This is a genomic window from Variovorax sp. YR634, assembly GCF_900106655.1.
Taxonomy (GTDB): domain Bacteria; phylum Pseudomonadota; class Gammaproteobacteria; order Burkholderiales; family Burkholderiaceae_C; genus Variovorax.
In genome coordinates this window covers 49992-72028 of record NZ_FNOL01000013.1, presented here as the reverse complement: position 1 = coordinate 72028, position 22037 = coordinate 49992, and the positions used below count along the sequence as shown (strand labels likewise).

Annotated in this window: 19 protein-coding genes; 14 read left to right on the top strand and 5 right to left on the bottom strand. The window is 67.9% G+C overall.

The genetic code is table 11. The features are described 5' to 3' along the window. The first annotated feature begins 27 nt into the window (after window positions 1-27). Window positions 28-825, top strand: a complete 798-nt coding sequence (locus tag BLV60_RS21115) for an SDR family oxidoreductase (protein WP_093057232.1) — start codon at window positions 28-30, stop codon at window positions 823-825. A gap of 265 nt (window positions 826-1090) precedes the next feature. Here BLV60_RS21115 and BLV60_RS21105 read toward each other — a convergent pair whose 3' ends face one another. Further along, window positions 1091-1999: a LysR family transcriptional regulator gene (locus tag BLV60_RS21105; RefSeq protein ID WP_093057231.1), complete on the bottom strand. Its 909-nt coding sequence runs from the start codon at window positions 1997-1999 to the stop codon at window positions 1091-1093. 85 nt (window positions 2000-2084) lie between these two features. On the opposite strand from BLV60_RS21105, the gene BLV60_RS21100 reads away from it, so the two are divergent. Both BLV60_RS21100 and BLV60_RS21095 read left to right on the top strand, forming a co-directional pair. After that, window positions 2085-3107 (top strand): zinc-binding alcohol dehydrogenase family protein, encoded by a 1023-nt coding sequence (locus BLV60_RS21100; RefSeq protein WP_093057230.1) that lies wholly within the window; start codon window positions 2085-2087, stop codon window positions 3105-3107. An 18-nt stretch (window positions 3108-3125) separates the two neighbouring features. Next, window positions 3126-3689 (top strand): GNAT family N-acetyltransferase, encoded by a 564-nt coding sequence (locus tag BLV60_RS21095; protein ID WP_093057229.1) that lies wholly within the window; start codon window positions 3126-3128, stop codon window positions 3687-3689. A gap of 7 nt (window positions 3690-3696) precedes the next feature. Here the strand turns inward: BLV60_RS21095 and BLV60_RS21090 are convergent, their stop codons facing one another. Further along, the gene (locus BLV60_RS21090; protein ID WP_093057228.1) at window positions 3697-5070 is read right to left on the bottom strand and encodes a PQQ-dependent sugar dehydrogenase; all 1374 of its coding nucleotides are present in this window, start codon (window positions 5068-5070) and stop codon (window positions 3697-3699) included. A gap of 130 nt (window positions 5071-5200) precedes the next feature. On the opposite strand from BLV60_RS21090, the gene BLV60_RS21085 reads away from it, so the two are divergent. From BLV60_RS21085 to BLV60_RS21070, 4 genes are all read left to right on the top strand, one after another. Further along, window positions 5201-5974, top strand: coding sequence for an alanyl-tRNA editing protein (locus tag BLV60_RS21085; RefSeq protein WP_093057227.1), 774 nt, complete (start codon window positions 5201-5203; stop codon window positions 5972-5974). 43 nt (window positions 5975-6017) lie between these two features. Then, window positions 6018-8255: a protein-disulfide reductase DsbD family protein gene (locus tag BLV60_RS21080; RefSeq protein ID WP_176928855.1), complete on the top strand. Its 2238-nt coding sequence runs from the start codon at window positions 6018-6020 to the stop codon at window positions 8253-8255. Window positions 8256-8349: 94 nt separating this feature from the next. Next, entirely contained in the window at window positions 8350-9042 is a 693-nt protein-coding gene (locus BLV60_RS21075) for a thioredoxin family protein (RefSeq protein WP_176928854.1), read from the top strand. 134 nt (window positions 9043-9176) lie between these two features. Next, complete coding sequence (locus BLV60_RS21070) at window positions 9177-10514, top strand: MFS transporter (protein WP_093057225.1); 1338 nt, start codon at window positions 9177-9179, stop codon at window positions 10512-10514. A 10-nt stretch (window positions 10515-10524) separates the two neighbouring features. On the opposite strand, the gene BLV60_RS21065 is transcribed toward BLV60_RS21070, so the two are convergent. After that, window positions 10525-11244 (bottom strand): SDR family oxidoreductase, encoded by a 720-nt coding sequence (locus BLV60_RS21065; protein ID WP_093057224.1) that lies wholly within the window; start codon window positions 11242-11244, stop codon window positions 10525-10527. Window positions 11245-11324: 80 nt separating this feature from the next. Between BLV60_RS21065 and BLV60_RS21060 the strand changes: the two genes are divergently transcribed. From BLV60_RS21060 to priA, 3 genes are all read left to right on the top strand, one after another. Then, window positions 11325-12260 (top strand): LysR family transcriptional regulator, encoded by a 936-nt coding sequence (locus BLV60_RS21060; RefSeq protein WP_093057223.1) that lies wholly within the window; start codon window positions 11325-11327, stop codon window positions 12258-12260. Between the two features lie 33 nt (window positions 12261-12293). After that, window positions 12294-13403 (top strand): uroporphyrinogen decarboxylase, encoded by a 1110-nt coding sequence (gene hemE, locus BLV60_RS21055; protein ID WP_093057222.1) that lies wholly within the window; start codon window positions 12294-12296, stop codon window positions 13401-13403. A gap of 477 nt (window positions 13404-13880) precedes the next feature. Continuing rightward, on the top strand, window positions 13881-15956 hold the full coding sequence (gene priA / locus BLV60_RS21050; RefSeq protein ID WP_093057221.1) for a replication restart helicase PriA: 2076 nt from the start codon (window positions 13881-13883) through the stop codon (window positions 15954-15956). Window positions 15957-15995: 39 nt separating this feature from the next. Here the strand turns inward: priA and BLV60_RS21045 are convergent, their stop codons facing one another. After that, a complete protein-coding gene (locus BLV60_RS21045) occupies window positions 15996-16205 on the bottom strand; it encodes a hypothetical protein (RefSeq protein ID WP_093057220.1) in 210 nt (69 codons plus the stop codon). A 240-nt stretch (window positions 16206-16445) separates the two neighbouring features. Here BLV60_RS21045 and BLV60_RS21040 point away from each other — a divergent pair, with 240 nt between their 5' ends. Next, complete coding sequence (locus BLV60_RS21040) at window positions 16446-17123, top strand: hypothetical protein (RefSeq protein ID WP_093057219.1); 678 nt, start codon at window positions 16446-16448, stop codon at window positions 17121-17123. On the opposite strand, the gene BLV60_RS21035 is transcribed toward BLV60_RS21040, so the two are convergent. Next, a complete protein-coding gene (locus tag BLV60_RS21035; protein ID WP_093057327.1) occupies window positions 17112-18137 on the bottom strand; it encodes an AEC family transporter in 1026 nt (341 codons plus the stop codon). The genes BLV60_RS21040 and BLV60_RS21035 overlap by 12 nt on opposite strands. A gap of 148 nt (window positions 18138-18285) precedes the next feature. Here BLV60_RS21035 and BLV60_RS21030 point away from each other — a divergent pair, with 148 nt between their 5' ends. Genes BLV60_RS21030 through BLV60_RS21020 form a run of 3 tightly spaced genes read left to right on the top strand, consistent with a single transcriptional unit; the run spans window position 18286 to window position 22024 of the window. Continuing rightward, the gene (locus tag BLV60_RS21030; RefSeq protein WP_093057218.1) at window positions 18286-20391 is read left to right on the top strand and encodes an ATP-dependent helicase; all 2106 of its coding nucleotides are present in this window, start codon (window positions 18286-18288) and stop codon (window positions 20389-20391) included. Next, window positions 20388-20849, top strand: a complete 462-nt coding sequence (locus BLV60_RS21025) for a hypothetical protein (RefSeq protein ID WP_093057217.1) — start codon at window positions 20388-20390, stop codon at window positions 20847-20849. The genes BLV60_RS21030 and BLV60_RS21025 overlap by 4 nt, the downstream gene beginning before the upstream one ends. Continuing rightward, the gene (locus BLV60_RS21020; RefSeq protein WP_093057216.1) at window positions 20849-22024 is read left to right on the top strand and encodes a phospholipase A; all 1176 of its coding nucleotides are present in this window, start codon (window positions 20849-20851) and stop codon (window positions 22022-22024) included. The genes BLV60_RS21025 and BLV60_RS21020 overlap by 1 nt, the downstream gene beginning before the upstream one ends. Window positions 22025-22037 lie beyond the last annotated feature (13 nt).

Sequence of the window (22037 nt, the reverse complement as noted above, 5' to 3'; positions counted from 1 at the left end):
ACCACTCATCACGGCAAGGACTCTTTCATGGACCTCCAGCTCCAGGACCAGCACGTACTCATCACCGGCGGCAGCAAGGGCATCGGCCTGGCCTGCGCACTGGGCTTTTTGCGCGAAGGCGCGCGCGTGAGCCTCGTGTCACGCGACATCGCCAACCTGGAGCAGGGCCGCAAGACGCTGATCGAGACCTTCGCGCAGGCCGAAGGCCGAGTCTCCGTGCATGCGGCCGACCTCAAGGACCCGGCCAGCGCAGTGGCCGCGCTCGATGCGGCAGAGAAAGCCTTCGGTGCGGTCGACGTGCTAGTCAACTCGGCCGGCGCCGCGCGCCGCACCCCGCCCGACGATCTGACGGCCGCCTCGTGGCACGACGCGATGGACGCGAAGTACTTCACCTACATCCACATGATCGACCCGGTCGTGAAGCGCATGGGCCAACGCGGCCGCGGCGCCATCGTCAACGTGATCGGCCAGGGCGGCAAAGTCGCGAGCCCCGTGCACATGGCCGGCGGCGCGGCCAATGCGGCGCTGATGCTGGTGAGCGCCGGCATGGCCGCTGCCTACGCCGCCAAGGGCGTGCGTGTGAACGCGGTGAACCCCGGACTCACGCTGACCGAGCGGCTGCAGGAAGGCATGAAGGCCGACGCGAAACTGCAAGGCATCGGCACCGACGAAGCACTGCAGCGCGCCAAGGCCCGCTTGCCGCTGGGCCGTATCGCAACGCCCGAAGAGATCGCCAACACGGTCGTATTCCTGGCATCGCCAAAGGCGAGCTACGTGACCGGCGCCATCGTGGCAATGGACGGCGCCGTCACCCCCATGATCTGAGGCCGAGCGAAGCAAAGGCCCGCCCGTCTCCCTCTCCCCTCTGGCTGCGCCGAGGAGCGCAGCGTTTCGCGGATCAGGGCTCGCCCTTGTCTGAGCGAAGCGAGTTTGGGCGAGACCCCGCGAAACGCGAGCACCGCAGGTTGCCCCGTAGCGCAGCGAAGGGGTCGCAGACAGTGGGGTCGCCTTTCTTTTGCCTACTTTTCTTTGGCGAAGCAAAGAAAAGTAGGTCGCCCGCCGGGGCGAGTCCCGGCCTCGGGAAAAAACCTCACCCCAGCGCCAACAACCCCTCAAACTTCAACCCAAGAAAATCAACAAACGCCCTTACCCGCGCAGGCACAAAGCGCCCACTCGGCAGCAACGCGTGCAGCGGATAAGGCTCGGTCTCCCAATCAGGCAGCAGCCGCACCAGACGGCCTTCGCGAATGTCGTTCCGCACATCTAGCGCCGACTTGAGCGTCACGCCATACCCCGCCACAGCCCATTCACGCGCCAGCGAGGCATCGTCCACGCTGCGGTTGCCATTCACCCGCACCTCGGTCCACTGCCCGTTCTGCGCAAACCGCCACACGCGATGCCGCCGCCCCGAGCGGTTGAAGGTCAGGCAGTTGTGGTGCACAAGGTCTTGCGGCACCTTCGGCGCGGAATGGCGGCGCAGGTAATCGGGCGAGGCGGTGAGCACCGGGTTGGTCAGGGCGAAGGGCCGCGCCACCAGCCGCGAATCGGCCAGCGCGCCGTAGCGCAGCGCCACGTCGACCTCGTCTCGCATCACGTCCAGCGGGCGGTCGCCCACCGAAAGCGACAACTGCACGCCGGGGTGCAGCGCCAGGAATTCGTCGAACCACGGCAGCAGCGTGCTGCGCGTGAGATCAGACGGCGAGGCCACGCGCAGCGTGCCGACCAGCTCGCCGCGGTCGGCCGTGACCAGCGATTCGCCCTCGTCCAGCAGCTCGAACGCACGCACCGCGTAATCGAGCAGCGTCTGGCCCTGCGGCGTGAGGCGCATGGCGCGGGTGGAGCGCTCGAACAGGCGCGCGCCGAGCTGGGCCTCCAGCCTCTTGAGCGTGGCGCTGGCGGCCGCGGGCGTGATGCCCAGCGCATGCGCCGCCGCCGTGAGCGTGCCGCCGCGCGCCGTGTGCACCAGCACCTGCAGGTCGGAGAGATTTTCAATCTTCATTTGAAAGTGTTGCTGGTTTGAGCCACCTTATCAAACCAGTCTTGCGATCCTACATTCGAGGCATCGTTACTGAAAGGTTCCCGTCATGAAAGCCGTCGGCTATTACCAGCCCCTCTCCATCGACAACCCCGAATCGCTGCAGGACATCGAGCTGCCCGCCCCCGTGGCGGGCCCCCGCGACCTGCTGGTGCGCGTGAAGGCGGTGTCGGTCAACCCGGTGGACACCAAGGTCCGCAAGAACGCCGCGCCCGAGGCCGGCCAAGCCAAGGTGCTGGGCTGGGACGCCGTCGGCACGGTCGAGGCCATCGGCAGCGGCGTGAAGAACTTCAAGGTGGGCGACCGCGTGTACTACGCGGGCTCGATCATCCGGCCGGGCGCGAATGCCGAGCTGCACGCGGTGGACGAGCGCATCGCCGCCATCGCACCGAAGAGCCTGGACGACGCACAGGCCGCCGCGCTGCCGCTGACCACCATCACCGCGTACGAGCTGCTGTTCGACCGCCTGCAGGTGCCCAAAAACGGTAGTGCTGGCGGCGGCGAAGGCCAGACGCTTCTGATTACCGGTGGCGCGGGCGGAGTGGGCTCCATCCTCATCCAGCTGGCGCGCCAGCTCACCAAGCTGCGCATCGTGGCCACCGCCTCGCGTGCCGAAACGCGCGCATGGTGCCTGGAATTGGGCGCACACGTGGTCATCGACCATTCGAAGCCGCTCGCGGCCGAGCTCAAGGCGGCCGGCATCGGCGAAGTCGACATGGTCGCCAGCCTCACGCAGACCGAGCAGCACTACGCGCAGATCATCGAAAGCCTCAAGCCCCAGGGCCAGCTGGCGGTGATCGACGACATGAAGGTGCTCGACGCGATGCCGCTGAAGACCAAGTGCATCTCGCTGCACTGGGAAATGATGTTCGCGCGCTCTCGCTTCGAGACGCCGGACATCGCCGAGCAGGGCGCGCTGCTGGCGGAAGTGGCGGCGCTGGTCGACGCGGGCCGAATCCGCACGACAGCGAACGCGAGCTTCGGCACCATCAACGCCGCGAACCTTCAGCGTGCCCATGCGCTGGTCGAGAGCGGCAAGGCGCAGGGCAAGGTGGTGCTGGCGGGGTTCTGAGTCAGCACAATCGGTCGCATGACCGATAACGCTGCCCGTCCTCGCCTCATCATCGAATTCGAAACCGAACGCCTGCGGATGCGCCAGTGGCGCGAGAGCGATCTCGCGCCATTTTTTGCGCTTGCCTGCGACCCGCAGGTGATGGAATTTCTGCTGCCGCTGGCCACGCGGGCCGACAGCGATGCGATGGTCGAGCGCATCAGGACGCGCATTGCCGAGAACGGCTGGGGCTTCTGGGCCGTGGAGCACAAGGCGTCCGGCGAGTTCATGGGCTTTACCGGGCTGAACTCGCCGCTGGCCGACCTGCCGTTTTCGCCATGCGTCGAGATCGGCTGGCGCTTCGCTCGCAAGTGGTGGGGCCAGGGGTTTGCGAGCGAGGCGGCGCGCGGTGCGCTGCAGGTCGGCTTCGAAAAGCTTGGGCTCGCTGAGATCGTGGCATTCACCGCCTGGAACAACACCCGATCGGCAGCGGTTATGGAACGCATCGGAATGAAGGAAGACGTGGCCGGTGCATTCGATCACCCGCTGGTGCCCGAGGGGCATCCGCTGCGCCGGCACCGCCTCTACCGAATCCAGCGCTGAAGAAGCGTTACCTCGCCTTCGACACACGCCATACGGCGTTGCCCACGTCGTCCGCCACGATCAGCGCGCCGCCCTTGTCCAGCGCCACGCCCACCGGCCGGCCCTGCGCCTTCTCGTCGGCCGTCAGGAAGCCGGTCAGCACGTCGACCGGCGGTCCGCTGGGCTTGCCGCCGATGAAGGGCACGAACACCACCTTGTAGCCCGACTTGGGCTTGCGGTTCCACGAACCGTGCTCGCCGATGAAGACGCCGCTGGCGAACTGCTCGGGCATGCCGCCCGCGCGCGAGAACGCCAGGCCCAGCGGCGCGACGTGCGAGCCCAGCGCGTAGTCGGGTGCGATGGCCTTGGCCGCCATCTCGGGGTTCTGCGGCGTCACGCGCGCATCGACGATGCCGCCGTAGTAGCTCCAGGGCCAGCCGTAGAAGGCGCCGTCTTTCACCGAGGTGAGGTAGTCGGGCACGAGGTCGCTGCCGATCTCGTCTCGCTCGTTCACCACGGTCCACAGCGCCTTGGTGTCCGGGTCCCAGCCCATGCCGTTGGGGTTGCGCAGGCCGCTGGCGAACAGGCGCTTCTCGCCGGTCTTCGTGTCGACTTCCCAGATGGCGGCGCGGCCCTCTTCGGCCGCGAGTCCGTTCTCGCCGATGTTGCTGTTGGAGCCGACCGTCACGTAGAGCTTGCTGCCGTCGGCATTGGCGATCACGTTCTTGGTCCAGTGATGGTTGATGCCGGCGGGCAGCGGCGTCACCAGCGTGGGGTTGGCGCTGATAGAGGTCTGGCCCTCTGTGTAGGGCACCTTCACCAGCGCATCGGCATTGGCGATGAAGAGTTCGTTGCCGACCAGCGCCATGCCGTAGGGCGACATCAGGTTGGTCATGAACACCTGCCTGACTTCGGCCAGGCCGTCGCCGTTGGCGTCGCGCAGCAGGGTGATGCGGTTGGCGCTGGGCACGCCGGCGCCGGCGCGGCCCATGACCTTGCCCATGACCCAGTTGCGGATCTTGGCCATGAGGCCATCGCCGCCATCGGTGGCGCCGCCGCCGGGCTTGGGCGGCTTGTTGCTCTCGGCCACGAGGATGTCGCCGTTGGGCAGGGTGTAGACCCAGCGCGGGTGGTCGAGGCCGCGTGCCAGCGCCGTCACCTGCAGGCCTTCGGCCGGGGTGGGCGAGGCGGTGTCGGTCCAGCCGACGGCGGTGGCCACGTTGACGGTGGGAATCAGGGTCTTGTTCGGCTCGGCCAGCTGTGGGCGGGGGCCGGTGGTCAGCTCGGGCGCCAGCTTGGCGGCCTCGCCGCAGCCGGCGACCAGCAGTGCGGCGGCCAGGGCCAGGGCGGTCGTCTGCCAGGGAAACACTGTGCGGGTGGGTGCTTGCTGCGGTTCATTCATGCATGGTCCTTGCGCGGCCGGGGGCCGCATGCACCGGATCATCCACAGCCGGGCGGCCCGGGGGTTGTCGGTCGTGGGCGCTTTCTGGCGTGGGCGCACCTCATTTGCGCATCGCCGCTACCATCGCCGGATGACCGACGACCTGTTCCGTGCCGACGCCTACCTGCGTACCTGCGAAGCCCGCGTGCTGCGCATCGACGACACCGGCATCGTGCTGGACCGCACCGTGTTCTACCCGCTGGGCGGCGGGCAGGCTGGAGACAGCGGCGTGCTGGCCCTGGCCGACGGACGTGAACTGGTCATTGCCGACACCCGCAAGGCCAAGGATGCGGAGGGCCTGCCGACCAACGAATTCGTCCACGTGCCGGCCCCCGAGCAAGCCGAGCTGCTGGCCGCGCTGAAGCCCGGCGACACCGTCACCGCCCGCCTCGACTGGGAGCGCCGCCACCGGCTCATGCGCTTCCACACCGCCACCCATCTCCTGTGCCATCTGGTGCCGCAGCCGGTGAACGGCTGCTCCATCACCCCCGAGTACGCACGGCTCGACTTCCACATGACCGACCCGCTGGACAAGGAAGCGCTGACCGCCGGCCTCGCCAGGCTGGTCGAAGCCGCCCACCCGCTGACCGTGGGCGCCATCACCGACGAAGAACTCGACGCCAACCCCGCGCTGGTCAAGAGCATGAGCGTGCAGCCGCCTCGCGGCACGGGCACGGTGCGCACCATCCGCATCGGCGGAACGGGCGAAGGCGACGCGCAGATCGACTTCCAGCCCTGCGGCGGCACGCATGTTGCAAACACTTCGGAAATCGGGGCGGTAGTGGTCACCAAGATCGAGAAGAAGAGCGCCAACAGCCGGCGCGTGGTGCTGGGCTGGGCCTCATCAGCCGATTTGGCCGCCTGAAACACCCGGAACTTCGCCCCCACTGAATGCTCCGACTGACGGCATGATCTTTTCGCGCATCCATTTCGCTACGCTTCTGATAGCAACAGCCGCAGCCAGCATGCCGGCTGCGGCGCAATCGACCACCAGCCTGCCATCCAAGCCGGGCGCGGTTGTAACCACTCCCCACGTACGCGCCGAACTGATCGCCCACGCCCCCGACGGCGTGACGCCCGGCGCCCCGGTGTGGGTCGGCCTGCAGATCACGCACCAGCCCGAGTGGCACACCTACTGGAAGAACGCCGGCGATTCGGGCCTGCCCACCGAAATGACGTGGACCCTGCCGGCCGGCGTGTCCACCGGCGAAATCGCCTGGCCGGTGCCGAAGAAGATTCCGGTCGGCAGCCTCGCCAACTACGGCTACGAGAACACCGTGCTGCTGCCGGTGCCGCTGGAGGTGTCGACGCTCTACAAGCCGCCGGTGGCGCTGGGCGGCACGCCGGCGATGGACATCCAGCTCAAGGCCTCCTGGCTGGTCTGCCGCAAGGAATGCATTCCCGAAGAGGGCACGTTCACGCTGGCCCTGCCGCTGCAAGGCTCGACCGCGCTGCACAAGGCCGATTTCGACACCGCCGCGGCAGCCCAGCCCCAGCCGCTGGCCAAACCCGGCACCGTCGAGGTCGACGGCCACAACCTGAAGGTGCGGCTCGAAGGCCTGCCGGCCGCAGTGCAGGGCAAGACACTTGGCTTCTTCCCCGAGACTCCCGAGGTGATCCGCACCGCGGCCGTCTCCGGCAAGGACTGGACCCAATCCTGGCAGGGCGGCACCTGGACCGCGACGATGCCGTTGGCCGACCAGCGCAGCGCCAGCCCCACGGTGATGCCGGTGGTGGTGGCGCTGGCCGAGGCCGACCGGCAAGCCGGACAGCCGGTGGCCTGGCGCGCCGAAGCGCCGGTCACGGGCGCCTGGCCCGCGGGCGCGGCGCCGCGCGCCGAGGTGTCGCCAGCGCTGCAGGCCGCGCTCACCGCCAACGCTGCCAACCACGGCGCAGCAGCAACGCCGGCCGGCGAGCTGCCCGCCCCCTCCTCGACCACCTTCATGGCCGCCCTGCTTGGCGCGCTGCTCGGTGGCCTGCTGCTCAACCTCATGCCCTGCGTGTTCCCGATCCTCGCGATCAAGGTGCTGGGCTTCGCGCGGCAGGCGGGCAACGCCAGCGCGCACCGCAAGGCCGGGCTGGCCTACACGGGCGGCGTGATGCTGTCCTTCCTCGCGCTGGGCGGCGGCATGCTCGCGCTGCGCGCGGCCGGCGCCGGGCTGGGCTGGGGCTTCCAGCTGCAGTCGCCGGGCGTGGTCGCGGCGCTGGCGGCGCTGTTCACGCTGATCGGGCTCAACCTCGTGGGCGTGTTCGAGTTCGGCCGGGCCGCACCCTCGTCGGTGTGCAGCGCGCAGGCCAAGCACCCGCTGGCCAACGACTTCCTCTCCGGCGTGCTTGCCGTGGTGATCGCCTCACCGTGCTCCGCGCCGTTCATGGGCGCGTCGATGGGTTTCGCCATCGGCCTGCCGGCCGCCCAGGCGCTGCTGCTGTTCGTTGCGCTGGGCTTCGGGCTGGCGCTGCCGTATCTGCTGGCCGGCTTCGTGCCCGCCGTCGCGCACCTGCTGCCCAAGCCCGGCCCGTGGATGCACACGCTGCGCCGCCTGCTCGCATTCCCGATGTTCGCCACCGTGGCGTGGCTGGTGTGGGTGCTGGGCCAGCAAAGCGGCATCGACGGCGCGGGCACGCTGCTCGCGCTGCTGGTCTGCCTGGCCGCCATCGTCTGGGCGTTCACGCTGCGCGGACGCACGCGGGTCGTGATCGCGACGATGCTGATCGGCTTCACCGCCGTGCTCACCGCCACCATCGGCCGCAATGTGTTGCAAGTGGTGGAGCCGGCCAGACTGGCATCTGCCCAGGGCACCGCCAGCCAGCGCTGGCAGCCATGGTCCGCCGAGCGCGTGGCCGAGCTGTCGGGCGCCGGCCAGCCGGTGTTCATCGACTTCACCGCCGCCTGGTGCGTGACCTGCCAGTACAACAAGAAGAGCACCCTGGCCGACACGCAGGTGCTGGCCGACTTCGACGCCAAGAAGGTCGCCATGCTGCGCGCCGACTGGACCCGGCGCGACCCCGCCATCACCGCGGCGCTCACCGCGCTGGGCCGCAGCGGCGTGCCGGTGTACGTGCTGCAGGCGCCGGGCAAGCCGCCGGTCGTGCTGACCGAAATCCTCGGTAAAGACGAGGTCCGCGCCGCGCTCGCCGCGCTTTGACCACCGCCGTGACATGGGTTGTCACATGCACTTGAAGAAACCGTTCTAAGCTGCACTCGTTGTTTGGAATTTTGTTTTGGAGTTCAAGCTGGCCATGTCTCTTTCGCCATCCACAGACTCGCGTTCCCGTCGTGCCGCGCGTCATGCCCGCGCCGCCCTGAGCCGTGCCTCCCGCCGTGCCGTAGTCGCCGCCGCCGTGGCGCTCGGCGCCACCTTCCTGATGGGCAGCAATGCCGCCGCCGCACCCGCCGTGGGCCAGCAGGCGCCCGATTTCGTTGCCGTAGACACCAGCGGCGCCAAGCACAAGCTTTCGGACTTCGCCGGCAAGTTCGTGGTGCTCGAATGGACCAACCCCGGCTGCCCCTTCGTGCGCAAGCACTACGGCAGCGGCAACATGCCCGCCACGCAGAAGGCCGCGACCGACAAGGGCGTGGTGTGGCTGGCCATCAACTCCACCGAGCGCGCCGCCACCGACTACCTGAAGCCCGATGCGCTCGACGCGTGGATGAGGTCGCAAAAGGCCGCGCCCACCGCCGTGCTGATGGACGAAGACGGCCTGATCGGCCAGGTCTACGGCGCGCGCACCACGCCGCACATCTTCATCATCGACCCCAAGGGCACGCTGGTGTACGCGGGCGGCATCGACAGCATCGCTTCGGCGCGGGCGGACGACATCAAGACCGCGACCAACTACGTGAACCAGGCGCTGGGCGAGGCCTTCGGCGGCAAGCCGATATCGGCCGCCAGTACGCGGCCCTACGGCTGTTCGATCAAGTACAAAACCTGAAGTCCGTCCGCGCGACGCAACGTAACGCAATGCGCGCGTGACAGCTACCTGACCTGCGCAGTCAGGTAGCGGTCGGGGAGTCCGGCCTACCCTTGTGCGAGCACATCGCCAATACAGCCCAAGGGGACAAAAAGATGAATCCTGCGCCCAACGCTGCGCAATCGGGCACGGCCGCCCACGCCTCCACCGCCTCGTCCTCCAAGGTCGCCACCGTCCTGCGCGTGACCGGCGGCAACTTCATGGAGATGTTCGACTTCTTCCTGTTCGGCTTCTACGCCACGCAGATCTCGAAGGCGTTCTTCCCCGCGGGCAACGAATTCGCCTCGCTGATGCTGACCTTCATGACCTTCGGCGCAGGCTTCCTGATGCGGCCGCTGGGCGCGATCTTTCTCGGCGCGTATGTCGACCGCGTCGGCCGCCGCAAGGGCCTGATCGTCACGCTCGCGCTGATGGCCGTGGGCACGCTGCTGATCGCCTGCGTGCCGGCCTACGCCACCATCGGCCTGGCGGCGCCGCTGCTGGTGCTGATCGGCCGGCTGCTGCAGGGCTTCTCGGCCGGCGTGGAGCTGGGCGGCGTGTCGGTGTACCTGTCGGAAATGGCGACGCCGGGCCACAAGGGCTTCTACGTGAGCTGGCAGTCGGCCAGCCAGCAGGTGGCCATCGTCGTCGCGGCGGCGCTCGGCTACTGGCTCAACGTGACCTTCACGTCGCAGGAGATCGGCGACTTCTACTGGCGCATTCCCTTCTTCGTGGGCTGCCTGATCGTGCCGGTGCTGTTCATCATCCGCCGCTCGCTGCAGGAAACCGAGGAGTTCATCGCGCGCAAGCACCGCCCCGACGCGCGCGAGATCTTCCAGTCGATGGTCGCCAACTGGGGCCTCGTGGTCGCCGGGATGATGCTGGTGTCGATGACCACGGTGTCGTTCTATCTGATCACCGTCTACACGCCCACCTTCGGCAAGGCCGTGCTGCACCTGAGCACCACCGACGCGCTGATCGTCACGCTGTGCGTAGCCATCTCCAACTTCATCTGGCTGCCGATCATGGGCTCGCTGTCGGACCGCGTGGGCCGCAAGCCGCTGCTGATTCTGTTCACGGTGCTGACCATCCTCACGGCGTACCCGTCGCTCAAGTGGCTGGTGGGCGCGCCGAGCTTCGCGCGCATGCTCGAAGTGGAGCTGTGGCTGTCGTTCCTCTATGCGAGCTACAACGGCGCGATGGTCGTGGCACTGACCGAAGTGATGCCAGTGAACGTGCGCACCGCCGGCTTCTCGCTGGCGTACAGCCTGGCGACGGCGCTGTTCGGCGGCTTCACGCCAGCCATTGCAACCGGGCTGATCGAGATGACCGGCGACAAGGGCGCGCCGGGCCTGTGGATGACGGCAGCCGCGATCTGCGGACTGATCGCGACGCTGGTGCTCTACCGGCGCAACGTGAGTCCGGCGGACGCACGGCGCGTGCCGGCGGTCTGATTTTTCTCCTTCACACCAGCCGCAACCCGCCGTCGCACTCGATCACCGTGCCCGTGGTGTAGCCGTTCTCGATCAGGAACTGGATAGCGTGCGCCACGTCCTGCGGCTGCCCCACGCGGCCGACGGGCAGCGTCTCGACCTGCTGGCGGAACAGGTCGTCCTTCATCGCGGTGGGCACGCGGTTCCACCAGGGCGTGTCGATGAGGCCGGGTGACACTGCATTCACCCGGCTCGGCTTCAGTTCGCGCGCCAGGCTACCCACCATCGCTTCGATCGCGCCGTTGATCGCGGCCAGCCCGGCAGTGCCGGGCAGCGAATTGCGCGCGGAAATCGCCGTCACGAAAGTCAGGCTGCCGCCCTTGCGCAGCACCCGCGCACCGGCTTGCGCCGCTTCGAGCTGCGGCCAGAACTTGGCCTCGAAGCCGCGGCGCAGCGACTGAAGATCGAGTTGCGCGAACTCGCCCGCGCCCTCGCCGCCGCTGAGCGTGAGCACCAGGTGGTCGACGGGCCCCGTCTTCTCGAAGAAGGCATCGAGCGCACCGCGATCGCAGGCGTCGAAGGCCGCGCCGCTCACGTTCTTGCCCAAGCCGCCGATCGCTTCCTGCAGCTTGCCGCTGTCGCGCCCAGTCGCGATCACGCGGGCACCGGTTGCCGCAAGCCGCCGCACGGTTTCGAGCCCCACGCCCGACGAGCCGCCGACCACCACCACTGCCTGTTGTTCCAAAGCCATGTCGACTCCTTTGAATGCCTGATGAAGAAAGTGCCTTCAGGTTAGGGAGCGGCGCCCTATCATTCAAATCGTTTGAAACCATGGAATACATCAACGAAAGTGATTTCAGGCGGCTCGACCTGAACCTGCTGCTGGTGTTCCACGCGCTGCTGCACGAACGCAGCGTCACGCGTGCGGCGCAGCGCCTGTTCATTGGCCAGCCGGCCCTGAGCGGCGCGCTCAAGCGCCTGCGCGCCGCGCTGGGCGACGAGCTGTTCGTGCGCACCTCGCACGGTATGACGCCGACGCCGCGCGCGCTCGAACTCGCGCGCGTCATCGAGCCGCTGCTGCTGTCGCTGCAGCAGGCGCTGCATGCACAGCCGGCGTTCGACCCCGCCACGGCCAAGCGCGTGTTCCGCATCGGTTTGAGCGACGCGCTCGAGGTGGCGCTGATGCCGCAGCTCATGCAGCGACTTTCCGAACAGGCGCCGGGGGTGCGGCTCATCGCACGCGCGGCCGACCGCACCAACGCGCCCGGCATGCTCGATGCGACCGAAATCGAACTGGCGGTGGGCGTGTTCATCGAGTGCGCCGCATGGCACCGGCAACGCGCGCTGTTCGGCTGGCACTTCGTCTGCGTCTACAACGCCGCGCTCGTGAAGACACGCGGCAAGCGGATCACGCTCCAGGAATACCTGCACCACCCGCACCTGCTGACCTCGTTCAGCGCCGACCTGAGCGGGCTCGTCGACGATCTGCTGCGCGAGCAGGGGCATGCGCGCCAGGTCGTGTTCTCCAGTCGCAACTTCGCGACCAGCCCTTTCATCGTGCGGCAGATGCCCGCCATCACCACCGTACCCACCTTCGCCGCCGCCACGTGGCGCGACGCGCTCGGGCTGGCCGTGAGCCCGTTGCCTTTCGAAACACCGGCCTACGAGGTGTCGCTGCTGTGGGCGGCAGCGCGCGACGGCGATCCGGGCCTGAAATGGCTGGTGTCGCTGATGGCCGAGGTGTTCGGCGGCAAGCCCGTCAACTGAGAGGCCAGGACACACCCCTGCGACAATCGCGGGATGCCTTTCGCCCCACTGCAAAACGACACTTTCCTGCGAGCCTGCTGGCGCCAGGCCACCGACCACACGCCCGTCTGGCTCATGCGCCAGGCCGGCCGCTACCTGCCGGAGTACGTCGCCACCCGCGCCAAGGCGGGCAGCTTCATGGGGCTGGCCACCAACACCGACTACGCCACCGAGGTCACGCTGCAGCCGCTGGAGCGCTATCCGCTCGACGCGGCCATTTTGTTTTCCGACATCCTGACGGTGCCCGACGCGATGGGCCTGGGCCTGTCGTTCGAGGCCGGCGAGGGCCCGCGCTTCGCGCGCCCGGTGCGCGACGAAGCGGCCGTGGCCGCGCTCGAAGTGCCCGACATGGACAAGCTGCGCTACGTGTTCGATGCCGTGGCCTCGATCCGCAAGGCGCTGGACGGCCGCGTGCCGCTGATCGGCTTCTCGGGCAGCCCGTGGACGCTGGCCTGCTACATGGTGGAAGGCGCGGGCTCCAGCGACTACCGCCTCGTGAAGAGCATGCTCTACAGCCGCCCCGATCTCATGCATCGCCTGCTGGCCGTGAATGCCGACTCGGTGGCCGCGTACCTCAATGCCCAGATCGACGCCGGCGCGCAGGCCGTGATGGTGTTCGACAGCTGGGGCGGCGTGCTGGCCGACGGCGCGTTCCAGGAATTCAGCCTCGCCTACACGGCCCGCGTGCTGGCCGGCCTCAAACGCACCGGCGCCGACGGCCAGCCCGTGCCGCGCATCGTGTTCACCAAGGGCGGTGGCCTGTGGCTCGACGCCATGCGCGAGCTCGACTGCGAAGTGCTGGGCGTCGACTGGACCGTGAACCTGGCCTCGGCGCGAAAGCAGATCGCCGAAGGCTCGGACGGCAAGGCCAAGGCCCTGCAGGGCAACATCGACCCCAACGTGCTGTTCGCGCCGCCCGCGCAGATCGAGGCCGAGGTGGCGAAAGTGCTGCAGGCCTTCGGCAAGCCCCACGCCGACCGCAACGCCCAGGGCCCGACGCACATCTTCAACCTGGGCCACGGCATCAGCCAGTTCACGCCGCCGGACCACGTGGCGGCGCTGGTGCAGGCGGTGCACGCCCAATCGCGCGCGCTGCGCGGTTAACACTGCAGTCTTCGGGAACGGGTCGGCGGGGCACAGAGGCGCCCCGTAAAGTTGGTACGAAGCCGTTTGTCAAGCGCAAAAACGGCATATCGGTCTGACTTATGCACAAAACCCGTGTTGCACTGCGCAAGATTTTCCGGGGGACCTCCCTCTTTGCTCCTAAAGAGATAGCGACGCTAAGTTATTGATTTATATAGGATTTGAACTTTGCTTTTTTTCCGGGCATTCCAGCCAGAGCCTTGATTTTCAAGGCCCCGCAGCGAATCGAGCCGGCTTGTCAACAAAGTTATCCACAGAAACTCTGGACGGCCTCCAAAGCTCTGAAAAATCAACGACTTAAGCGCTCTTGCTCAAAGTCTCCTTAACAAACCTTTCCAAGAAGGACCGCTCATCTCCACAGCCGGCCTCCCCTTAGACAGCGCTTCCCAGCCGACGAACGGTGCGCCGCCAGCACTGCCGTGGCGACTCGACATCGCGGTGCAGACGCCCGCGCATGCCGCGCTCGGCGACCTGCTGAGCTACGCCAGCGCCGAGCCGATGCCGCCCGGCACGCTGGTGCGCGTACCGCTGGGCAAGCGCGAAGTGCTGGGCGTGGTCTGGAACGAGCCGGTTTCGCTGGTGGGTGCCGAGCCCGACATGGCGCTGAAGCCTGTGGGCGCGGCGCTCGACGCGCTGGCCCCGCTGGGCGAGGCGTGGCGCGACCTCGTGGCCTTTGCAGCGCGCTACTACCAGCGCTCGATCGGCGAGATCGCGCTGGCCGCCCTGCCGCCGCAGCTGCGCGACCTGTCGACGACGCAGCTGGCGCGCCGGCTCAAGCGCAAGACGACGGCCGGGCCAGTGGCCGAAACAGCCGAGTCGGCGAACCTGATCGCGCTGAGCGCGGAGCAGACGGCCGCCCTGGCGCGCATCGAGGCCGAAGCAGGTACTTTTTTGCTGGTCGGCAGCACCGGCAGCGGCAAGACCGAGGTCTACCTGCGCTGCGTGGCCGACCTGCTCGCGCGCGACCCCGAGGCGCAGGCACTGGTGATGGTGCCCGAGATCAACCTCACGCCGCAGCTCGAAGCCCGCTTCAAGGCCCGCTTCGGCGAAGAAGCGGTGGTGTCGCTGCACAGCGGCATGACCAACCCGCAGCGGCTCGCGAGTTGGCTGGCGGCGCACAGCGGCGCGGCGCGCATCGTGCTAGGCACGCGCATGGCGGTGTTCGCGTCGATCCCGGGGCTCAAGCTCATCGTGGTCGACGAAGAGCACGACCCGAGCTACAAGCAGCAGGAAGGCGCGCGCTATTCCGCGCGCGACCTCGCCGTGTGGCGCGGCCAGCGCGAAAAGGCCAAGGTGATCCTGGGCTCGGCCACGCCCTCGCTCGAAAGCTGGCACCAGAGCCGGCCCGCCGAAGGCGAAGACCCGGGCGGGCGCTACGTGCGGCTGGCCATGCCCTCGCGCATCGGCGCGGGCGAGTTGCCGGCCGTGCGGCTGGTCGACATGAACCTGCAGCCGCCGAAGACGGTGATTTCGGGCGCGCTGCTCGACGCCATCGGCCAGCGCATCGCGCGCGGCGAGCAGAGCATGATCTTCTTGAACCGGCGCGGCTACGCACCGGTGCTGGCCTGCGGCGACTGCGGCTGGAAGAGCGAATGCCCGCACTGCAGCGCGTATCGCGTGTTCCACAAGATCGACCGCACGCTGCGCTGCCACCACTGCGGCTTTACCGAGCGCGTGCCGCGCGCCTGCCCGGCCTGCGGCAACCCCGACATCGCGCCCGTGGGCCGCGGCACCGAGCGGCTCGAAGAGCACCTGGCCGAGCTGTTCTCGGCCGTGAAGCACCCCGACGGCAGCGCAGTGCGCATCGCACGCATCGACGCCGACAGCACAAAGAAACAGGGCGCGCTCGAATCGCAGCTCGCGGCCGTGCACGCGGGCGAGGTCGACGTGCTGGTCGGCACGCAGATGATCGCCAAGGGCCACGACTTTCGCCGCATCACGCTGGTGGCGGCGGTGAACCCCGACGGCGCGCTGTTCTCCAGTGACTTTCGAGCGCCCGAGCGGCTGTTCAGCCTGCTGATGCAGTCGGCCGGCCGCGCGGGCCGCGATGCCGCGTATCTCGCGGCGCAGGGCGCAAAGGCCGAAATGTGGATCCAGACGCACCATGCGCAGCACCCGCTGTTCATGGCGCTGCGCAAGCACGACTACGCCAGCTTCGCGCAGCAGCAACTCGACGAGCGCCGCGCGGCCGGCATGCCGCCCTTCGCGTTCCAGGCGCTGCTGCGGGCCGACGCGCGAGAGCAGTCGGTGGCGCAGGGCTTCCTGAACATCGCAGCCGATCAGGCCGAGGCGCTGCCGGGCTCCGACCTCGTCACGCGCTACCCGGCGGTGCCGCTGGCGATCCAGCGCGTAGCCAATGTGGAGCGCGCACAGATGCTGATCGAAAGCCCCTCGCGCGCCGCGCTGCAGCGGCTGCTTGCGAGTTGGCAGCCGCTATTGCACGAACTGCGGCGCACGCCGGAGGGCAAAGGCGTGATCCGCTGGCTCGTCGACGTCGATCCGCACAGCATCTGAGCCGATGGATCGGCGACTGGTCGACCTGAGACCGCGGTTTCAGTGGTAGCCAGTGGGCTCCTTGCCCATGTCCACATAACGCAGCTCGTTGTGCCTGCGCCGCGCGATGCTCACGGGCCAGGCGAACACCACGAGGCTCAGCGCGGCGAGCGCGAGCCCGGTGGCGGTACCGAACTTGCCGGCATGCCAGAACCAGCCGACGCCGGCGAGACATACCAACCACAGCAGGATGCGAAAAAGAATTGCCATTGCGCGCCCCTTCACACCTTTGACTTGCAAGCACTGTAGCAGCGCATCTGCAAACTCAAGCATTCATCTGAAGTCATAGCGATATCTATGTCTTACGGCCTGCCTCGGCCTACCCGAAAATTTGTGAAAAAAGAGTTGACGACATGCCTCGTCGCTGTTCAAGCTGTAACAGCGCGCGAACTCCTCGCGGGTTTCGCGTTCCAAACTGGCTCGCTCATCGAAGGCAAAGGGTAGGTCGCCGTGAAACCGCCGTCTTTCTCAGGTTGGGTTCTCTCGCTCGCGTCATGCCTCGCCTGCGTTTTTGCCGCACCCGCCGCCTCAGCGGCCGAGCTCGATCTGCAGGGCAGCCGCCTGGTGGTGTCGGGCATGCTCGACGGCACTGCAATCAAGGAATTCACCGACCAGCTGGGCAGCGGAACAGTCCATACCGTGGTCTTCGAAGACTCATTCGGCGGCACCGCCGAGGCAGCGGGTGCATATGCCGACGCCATCCGCGCGAGCGGCGTGCAGACCGAAATACGAGGCCAGTGCATGGCCGCCTGCGCTTATGCCTTCCTGGCCGGCAAGACGCACCGCTTCGGCTATGGCCTGCAGGTCAACGGCATCCTGCTGCCGGTCGCGTCGCGCCCCACGGCCGCCGAGCTGGCAATACGCTGGCGCGGCGAGGAGGCCCACAAGACGCTGGCCGACTTCACGCCCACCACCACCTCGGCAGCCAAGCCGGTGGAAGCCAGCGCCCCGCCCGTCGTCAAGGACAACTGGCAGCCCGACCACGGCGTGCTCTTCACCGCGAGCCCGACGCTCTTCGGCCGCATCTACAACACCTACTACTGCGACGGCACGCAGGGCCGCGACTTCTCGAAGTGCGAGCGCCTTGCCGATGCCGATCCGTACAAGCTCGGCGTCCTAACCCCGTAGCACGCTCACCGCGAGCGGAAAGCTGAGGAAGGCAATCGCCGTCGTCCACAGGATGATGCGCGCGATGCGTCCGTTGTCCGCACCGAAACGCTCGGCCAGCATCGACACATTGCTCGCGCTCGGCAGCGCCGCGACCAGCACGATCACCACCAGCGCCTCGTGCGACAGCGGCAACCCGAGCGCGATGGCGCCCAGCCCCAGGCCCCACACCAGCAGCGGATGCGCGAGCAGCTTCACCGCCACCACCGGCAGCACGTCGCTCCACGGTGCCTTGGTCGCAGGGCTGCGCGCCGTGGTGCCCATGGCCTCGGCCACCGCGGCGCTGGCGCCATGCTCGCGCGCCAGCAGTGCCGAACGGGCCAGCACCGCCCCGATGGTGAAGAGCGCCACCGGCGAGGCCGCATCGGCCAGCATGGCGATGGTGCGCTCGATGGGCCCGGGCAACGGCCAGCGCGCGGCCGACAGCAGCACGCCCAGCAGGATCGACCACGGCATCGGGTTGACGACGATCCCGCGCAGCGCCTTGCGCGCGGCCTGCGTGGCACCATGCCGTCCCGCGCCGCCTGCACCGTCGAGGCGCGACAGCGCAATGCACAGCGACGAAGTCACCACGAGATCGAACGCGATCGTGATGATCATCGGCCCCGCTGCCTGAGCCCCAAGAATGGCCACCAGCAGCGGCACGCCCATGAAGCCGGTGTTCGGAAACGCCGCCACCAGCGCGCCGAAGGCCGCGTCGTTCCAGCCGATGCGCGCATTGCGCGTGAACGTCACCACGCCCGCCACCACGGCCAGCGCGCTGATGCCCCAGACCAGTGCGACGCTGCCGTCCAGCAACTGGCCGATGGGCGTGCCCGCGCCGAAGCGCAGCAGCATGCACGGCAGCGCGAAATACAGCACGAAGGTGTTGAGGCCGGGAATGGCATCCAGCGGCAGGATGCGGGCGCGGGCCGCGCCATAGCCGGCCGCGATTAACGCGAAGAAAGGGAAGGTAACAAGGAATACAGGCAGCACCGGACCATTGTCGTTGCCCACCAGCAGGCTGCATCGGCGTGTCTGGCCTACAACCCCGCGGGGGGCCGGCCCCGTATCATTGCCCGCTTTGCGCCTGCCGTTCCCCACGGCGTTCTTCACGGCCTTTTTCCGGTTCTCTTTTTCTCCAATGTCTCACGGTCTCAATCCCGCGCAGCTCGAAGCTGTCAACTACATGTACGGACCCTGCCTGGTGCTTGCCGGTGCGGGCTCGGGCAAGACGCGGGTGATCACTCACAAGATCGGCCGCCTCATCCAGTCGGGCATCGCGCCCCAGCGCATCGCGGCCATCACCTTCACCAACAAGGCAGCCGCAGAAATGCGCGAGCGCGCAAAAGACCTGATCGGCAAGGACGCACGCAAGGTCGTTGTCTGCACCTTCCACGCGCTGGGCGTGCGCATGATGCGCGAGGACGGCGCCGTGCTCGGCCTGAAGAAGGCCTTCAGCATTCTCGACAGCGACGACGTCACCAAGATCCTGAAAGACGCCGGCGGCACCACCGACGCGGCCACCGCCCGCATCTGGCAGTGGACCATCAGCAAGTGGAAGAACATGGGCCTGAACGCCGCGCAGGCCGAGGCCCAGGCCGCGGACGACAACGAGCGCATCACCGCGAAGATCATGGGCCGCTACGAAGAGCGCCTTGCGGCCTACCAGAGCGTGGACTTCGACGACCTGATCGGCATGCCGCTGAAGCTGCTCTACGAATTTCCCGAGGTTCGCGCCAAGTGGCAGGCCGCGCTCGGCCACATCCTGGTGGACGAGTATCAAGACACCAATGCCACCCAGTACGAAGTGCTCAAGGCCCTGGCCGGCGAGCGTGGCCACTTCACCGCGGTGGGCGACGACGACCAGTCCATCTACGGCTGGCGCGGCGCCACGCTCGACAACCTGCGCAAGCTGCCGGTCGACTATCCCAAGCTCAAGGTCATCAAGCTGGAGCAGAACTACCGCTCCACCAGCGCCATCCTGCGCGCGGCCAACAACGTGATCGGGCCCAACCCCAAGCTGTTTCCGAAGACGCTGTTCTCCGAGCTCGGCGAAGGCGAGCCGGTGCGCATCGTCGATGCCGACAGCGAAGTGCACGAGGCCGAGCGCGCGGTGGCGCGCATCGTGAGCATTCGCGCGGGCGACGCCATCACGCAGGGCAAGCAGCACAAGGAGTTCCGCGACTTCGCCATCCTGTACCGCGCCAACCACCAGGCACGCGTGTTCGAGCAGGCGCTGCGCAAGGCGCAGATTCCGTACAAGGTCTCGGGCGGCCAGAGCTTCTTCGACCGCGCCGAAATCAAGGACCTGTGCGGCTGGTTCCGCCTGTGGGTCAACAACGACGACGACCCGGCATTCCTGCGCGCCATCACCACGCCCAAGCGCGGCATCGGCCACACCACGCTCGCGAGCCTGGGCACCTTCGCAAGCCAGTACAAGCTGAGCCTGTTCGAGGCGCTGTTCAGCCCCTCGCTGCCCAGCGTGATGCCCAAGCGCACGCTCGAGGGAATCCACGAGTTCGGCCGCTACATCAACGACCTGGAATACCGCGCGCGCCGCACCATGGGCGCGGAAGACTCGCGCACCTTCATGCTCGACTGGCTGAAGGAGATCGACTACGAGAAGCACCTCTACGACGGCGAGGACAGCGAAGCCGCCGCGGCCTCGCGCTGGACCAACGTGCTCGAATTTGTCGACTGGATGTCGCAGCGCGCCGGCGGCACGCTGGACGACGCCTCGGGCGCCAACGACAACATCGAGACCGAACGCAAGAGCCTGCTCGAGGTGGCGCAGACCATCTCGCTGCTGTCGACCATCAGCGAGCGCGAGCAAGACCAGGACGTGGTCACGCTCTCGACGCTGCACGCCTCCAAGGGCCTCGAATGGCCGCACGTGATGCTGATCGGCGTGAGCGAGGGCCTGCTGCCCTTCAAGCTCGACGACGACAACGGCCGCCAGCAGAAGGTGAGCGAAGACACGCTGCAGCGGCTGCAGGAAGAGCGCCGCCTGATGTACGTGGGCATCACGCGCGCGCAACGCAGCCTGGCCGTGAGCTGGACCAAGAAGCGCAAGCAGGGCCGCGAAATGGTGCCCTGCATACCCAGCCGCTTCATCGCCGAGATGGGCCTCGACAAGGAGACCATCAAGGAAGACCCGCGCGAAAAACTCAAGGCGCTGCGCGCCGAATTCGCGCGCAAGGCGCAGGACAGCGCGGCAAAGGCGGCGGCAGCCGCAGCGGCGCCATGAGGACGACCGCCACTGCCGCGCTGCTGGCCGGCGCCCTCCTCGCACTGTCGGGCTGCGCCTCCACCCGGGGCAGCGCCGACTGCCCCGCCGACGCGCGCGACCTGCCGGTGCAATCGCTCTACGGCCGCTGGGAAGCACGCTTTGACAACCTGCCGGCCGTGGCCGCCGTGCAGCTCGGCAAGCACCCCGACTACGACGGCGTGCGCGGCACCATCACGCGCAACGGCGCCAACCCCGCGAAGGCCACGGTCGCGCAGCTCGCGGGCGACGTGGACGACGAAGGCGCGCTCTCCATCGACGAATCGCAGGACGGCCGCGCCATCAGCGGCGTGTGGTCGGGCAAGCTGCAGGCCGGCTCCTGCGGGCGCGAATTCAGGGGCACGTGGCGCAACGCCGCGGACGAAAGCACGCATCCCTTCGTGCTCAGCAAGACGGTTGCCCAGGAAGGAAAGCAATGATGACGACGACACGACGACAACCCCGTTTCAACCTCCGCGCGCTCGCGGCCGTGGCAGCCTGCCTCGGCGGCGGCGCCGCGGTGCACGCACAGGCCGTGGACAAGCCAGCGAGCCCGCTGGCCGACTCCCAGCTCACCTGGCAGCAGTGCGCCGCGCTCGGCGCCAACAACGAAGCGCGCCTGGCCTGCTTCGACCGCTGGGCGCAGCAGCAGACGCTGCCTTCGGTGTCGGTGCCCGTGGCGCCGCCCGTGCTGGCGACCACGCAGCCGCCGGTGGACTCATCGATCCCGGCCACGCGCATCGTCTCGGTCGCCACCACCGAAGGCTGCCGCGACCGCCAGTACTCGGCGCTCTCGCGCTTCTGGGAACTGGAGAACGCCACCGACTGCGGCACCTTCGGCTTCCGTGGCTACCGCCCGCTCAACGTGTCGGTCTCGGCTGCCACCAAGAAGCCCGAGACGCCGACCTCGCCCTCGGCCGGCCACACCGCCGACCCGGTGGCCTACCAGGCCAACGAGATGCGCATCGGCCTGTCGGTGCGCACCAAGCTCGCGCAAGGCATGCTCACGCAGGACGACCCGACCAAGAAAGACTCGCTGTGGTTCGCCTACAGCCAGCAGTCGACCTGGCAGCTGTTCAACGGCGCCATCTCGCGGCCCTTCCGCACCACCGACCACGAACCCGAGCTGATGTATGTCTACCCGACCGACTTCAAGCTGCCGGGTGGCTGGCGCTGGCGCTATTCGGGCCTGGGCATCGTGCACCAGTCGAACGGCCAGACCCTGCCGCTGTCGCGCAGCTGGAACCGCGTGTACCTGATGGGCGGCGCCGAACTCGACGACCGCTTCACCATCACCGGCCGCATCTGGAAGCGCATTTCCGAGAATGCCGCCAAGGACGACAACCCCGACATCGCCGACTACTACGGCCGCGCCGAAATCACCGGCCGCTGGAACCTCAACCGCGACAACCAGCTCGCAGTGACCGTGCGCAACAACCTGCGCGACAGCGGCCGCGGCTCGGTGCGCCTCGAATGGCTCAAGGCGATCGGCGACCCGACCAAGAGCAACCTGCGCTTCCACACGCAGCTGTTCTCGGGCTATGGCGACACGCTGGTGGACTACAACCGCAAGCGCACGGTGCTGAGCATTGGTCTCAGCCTCGTCGATTTCTGATTCACTTCACACG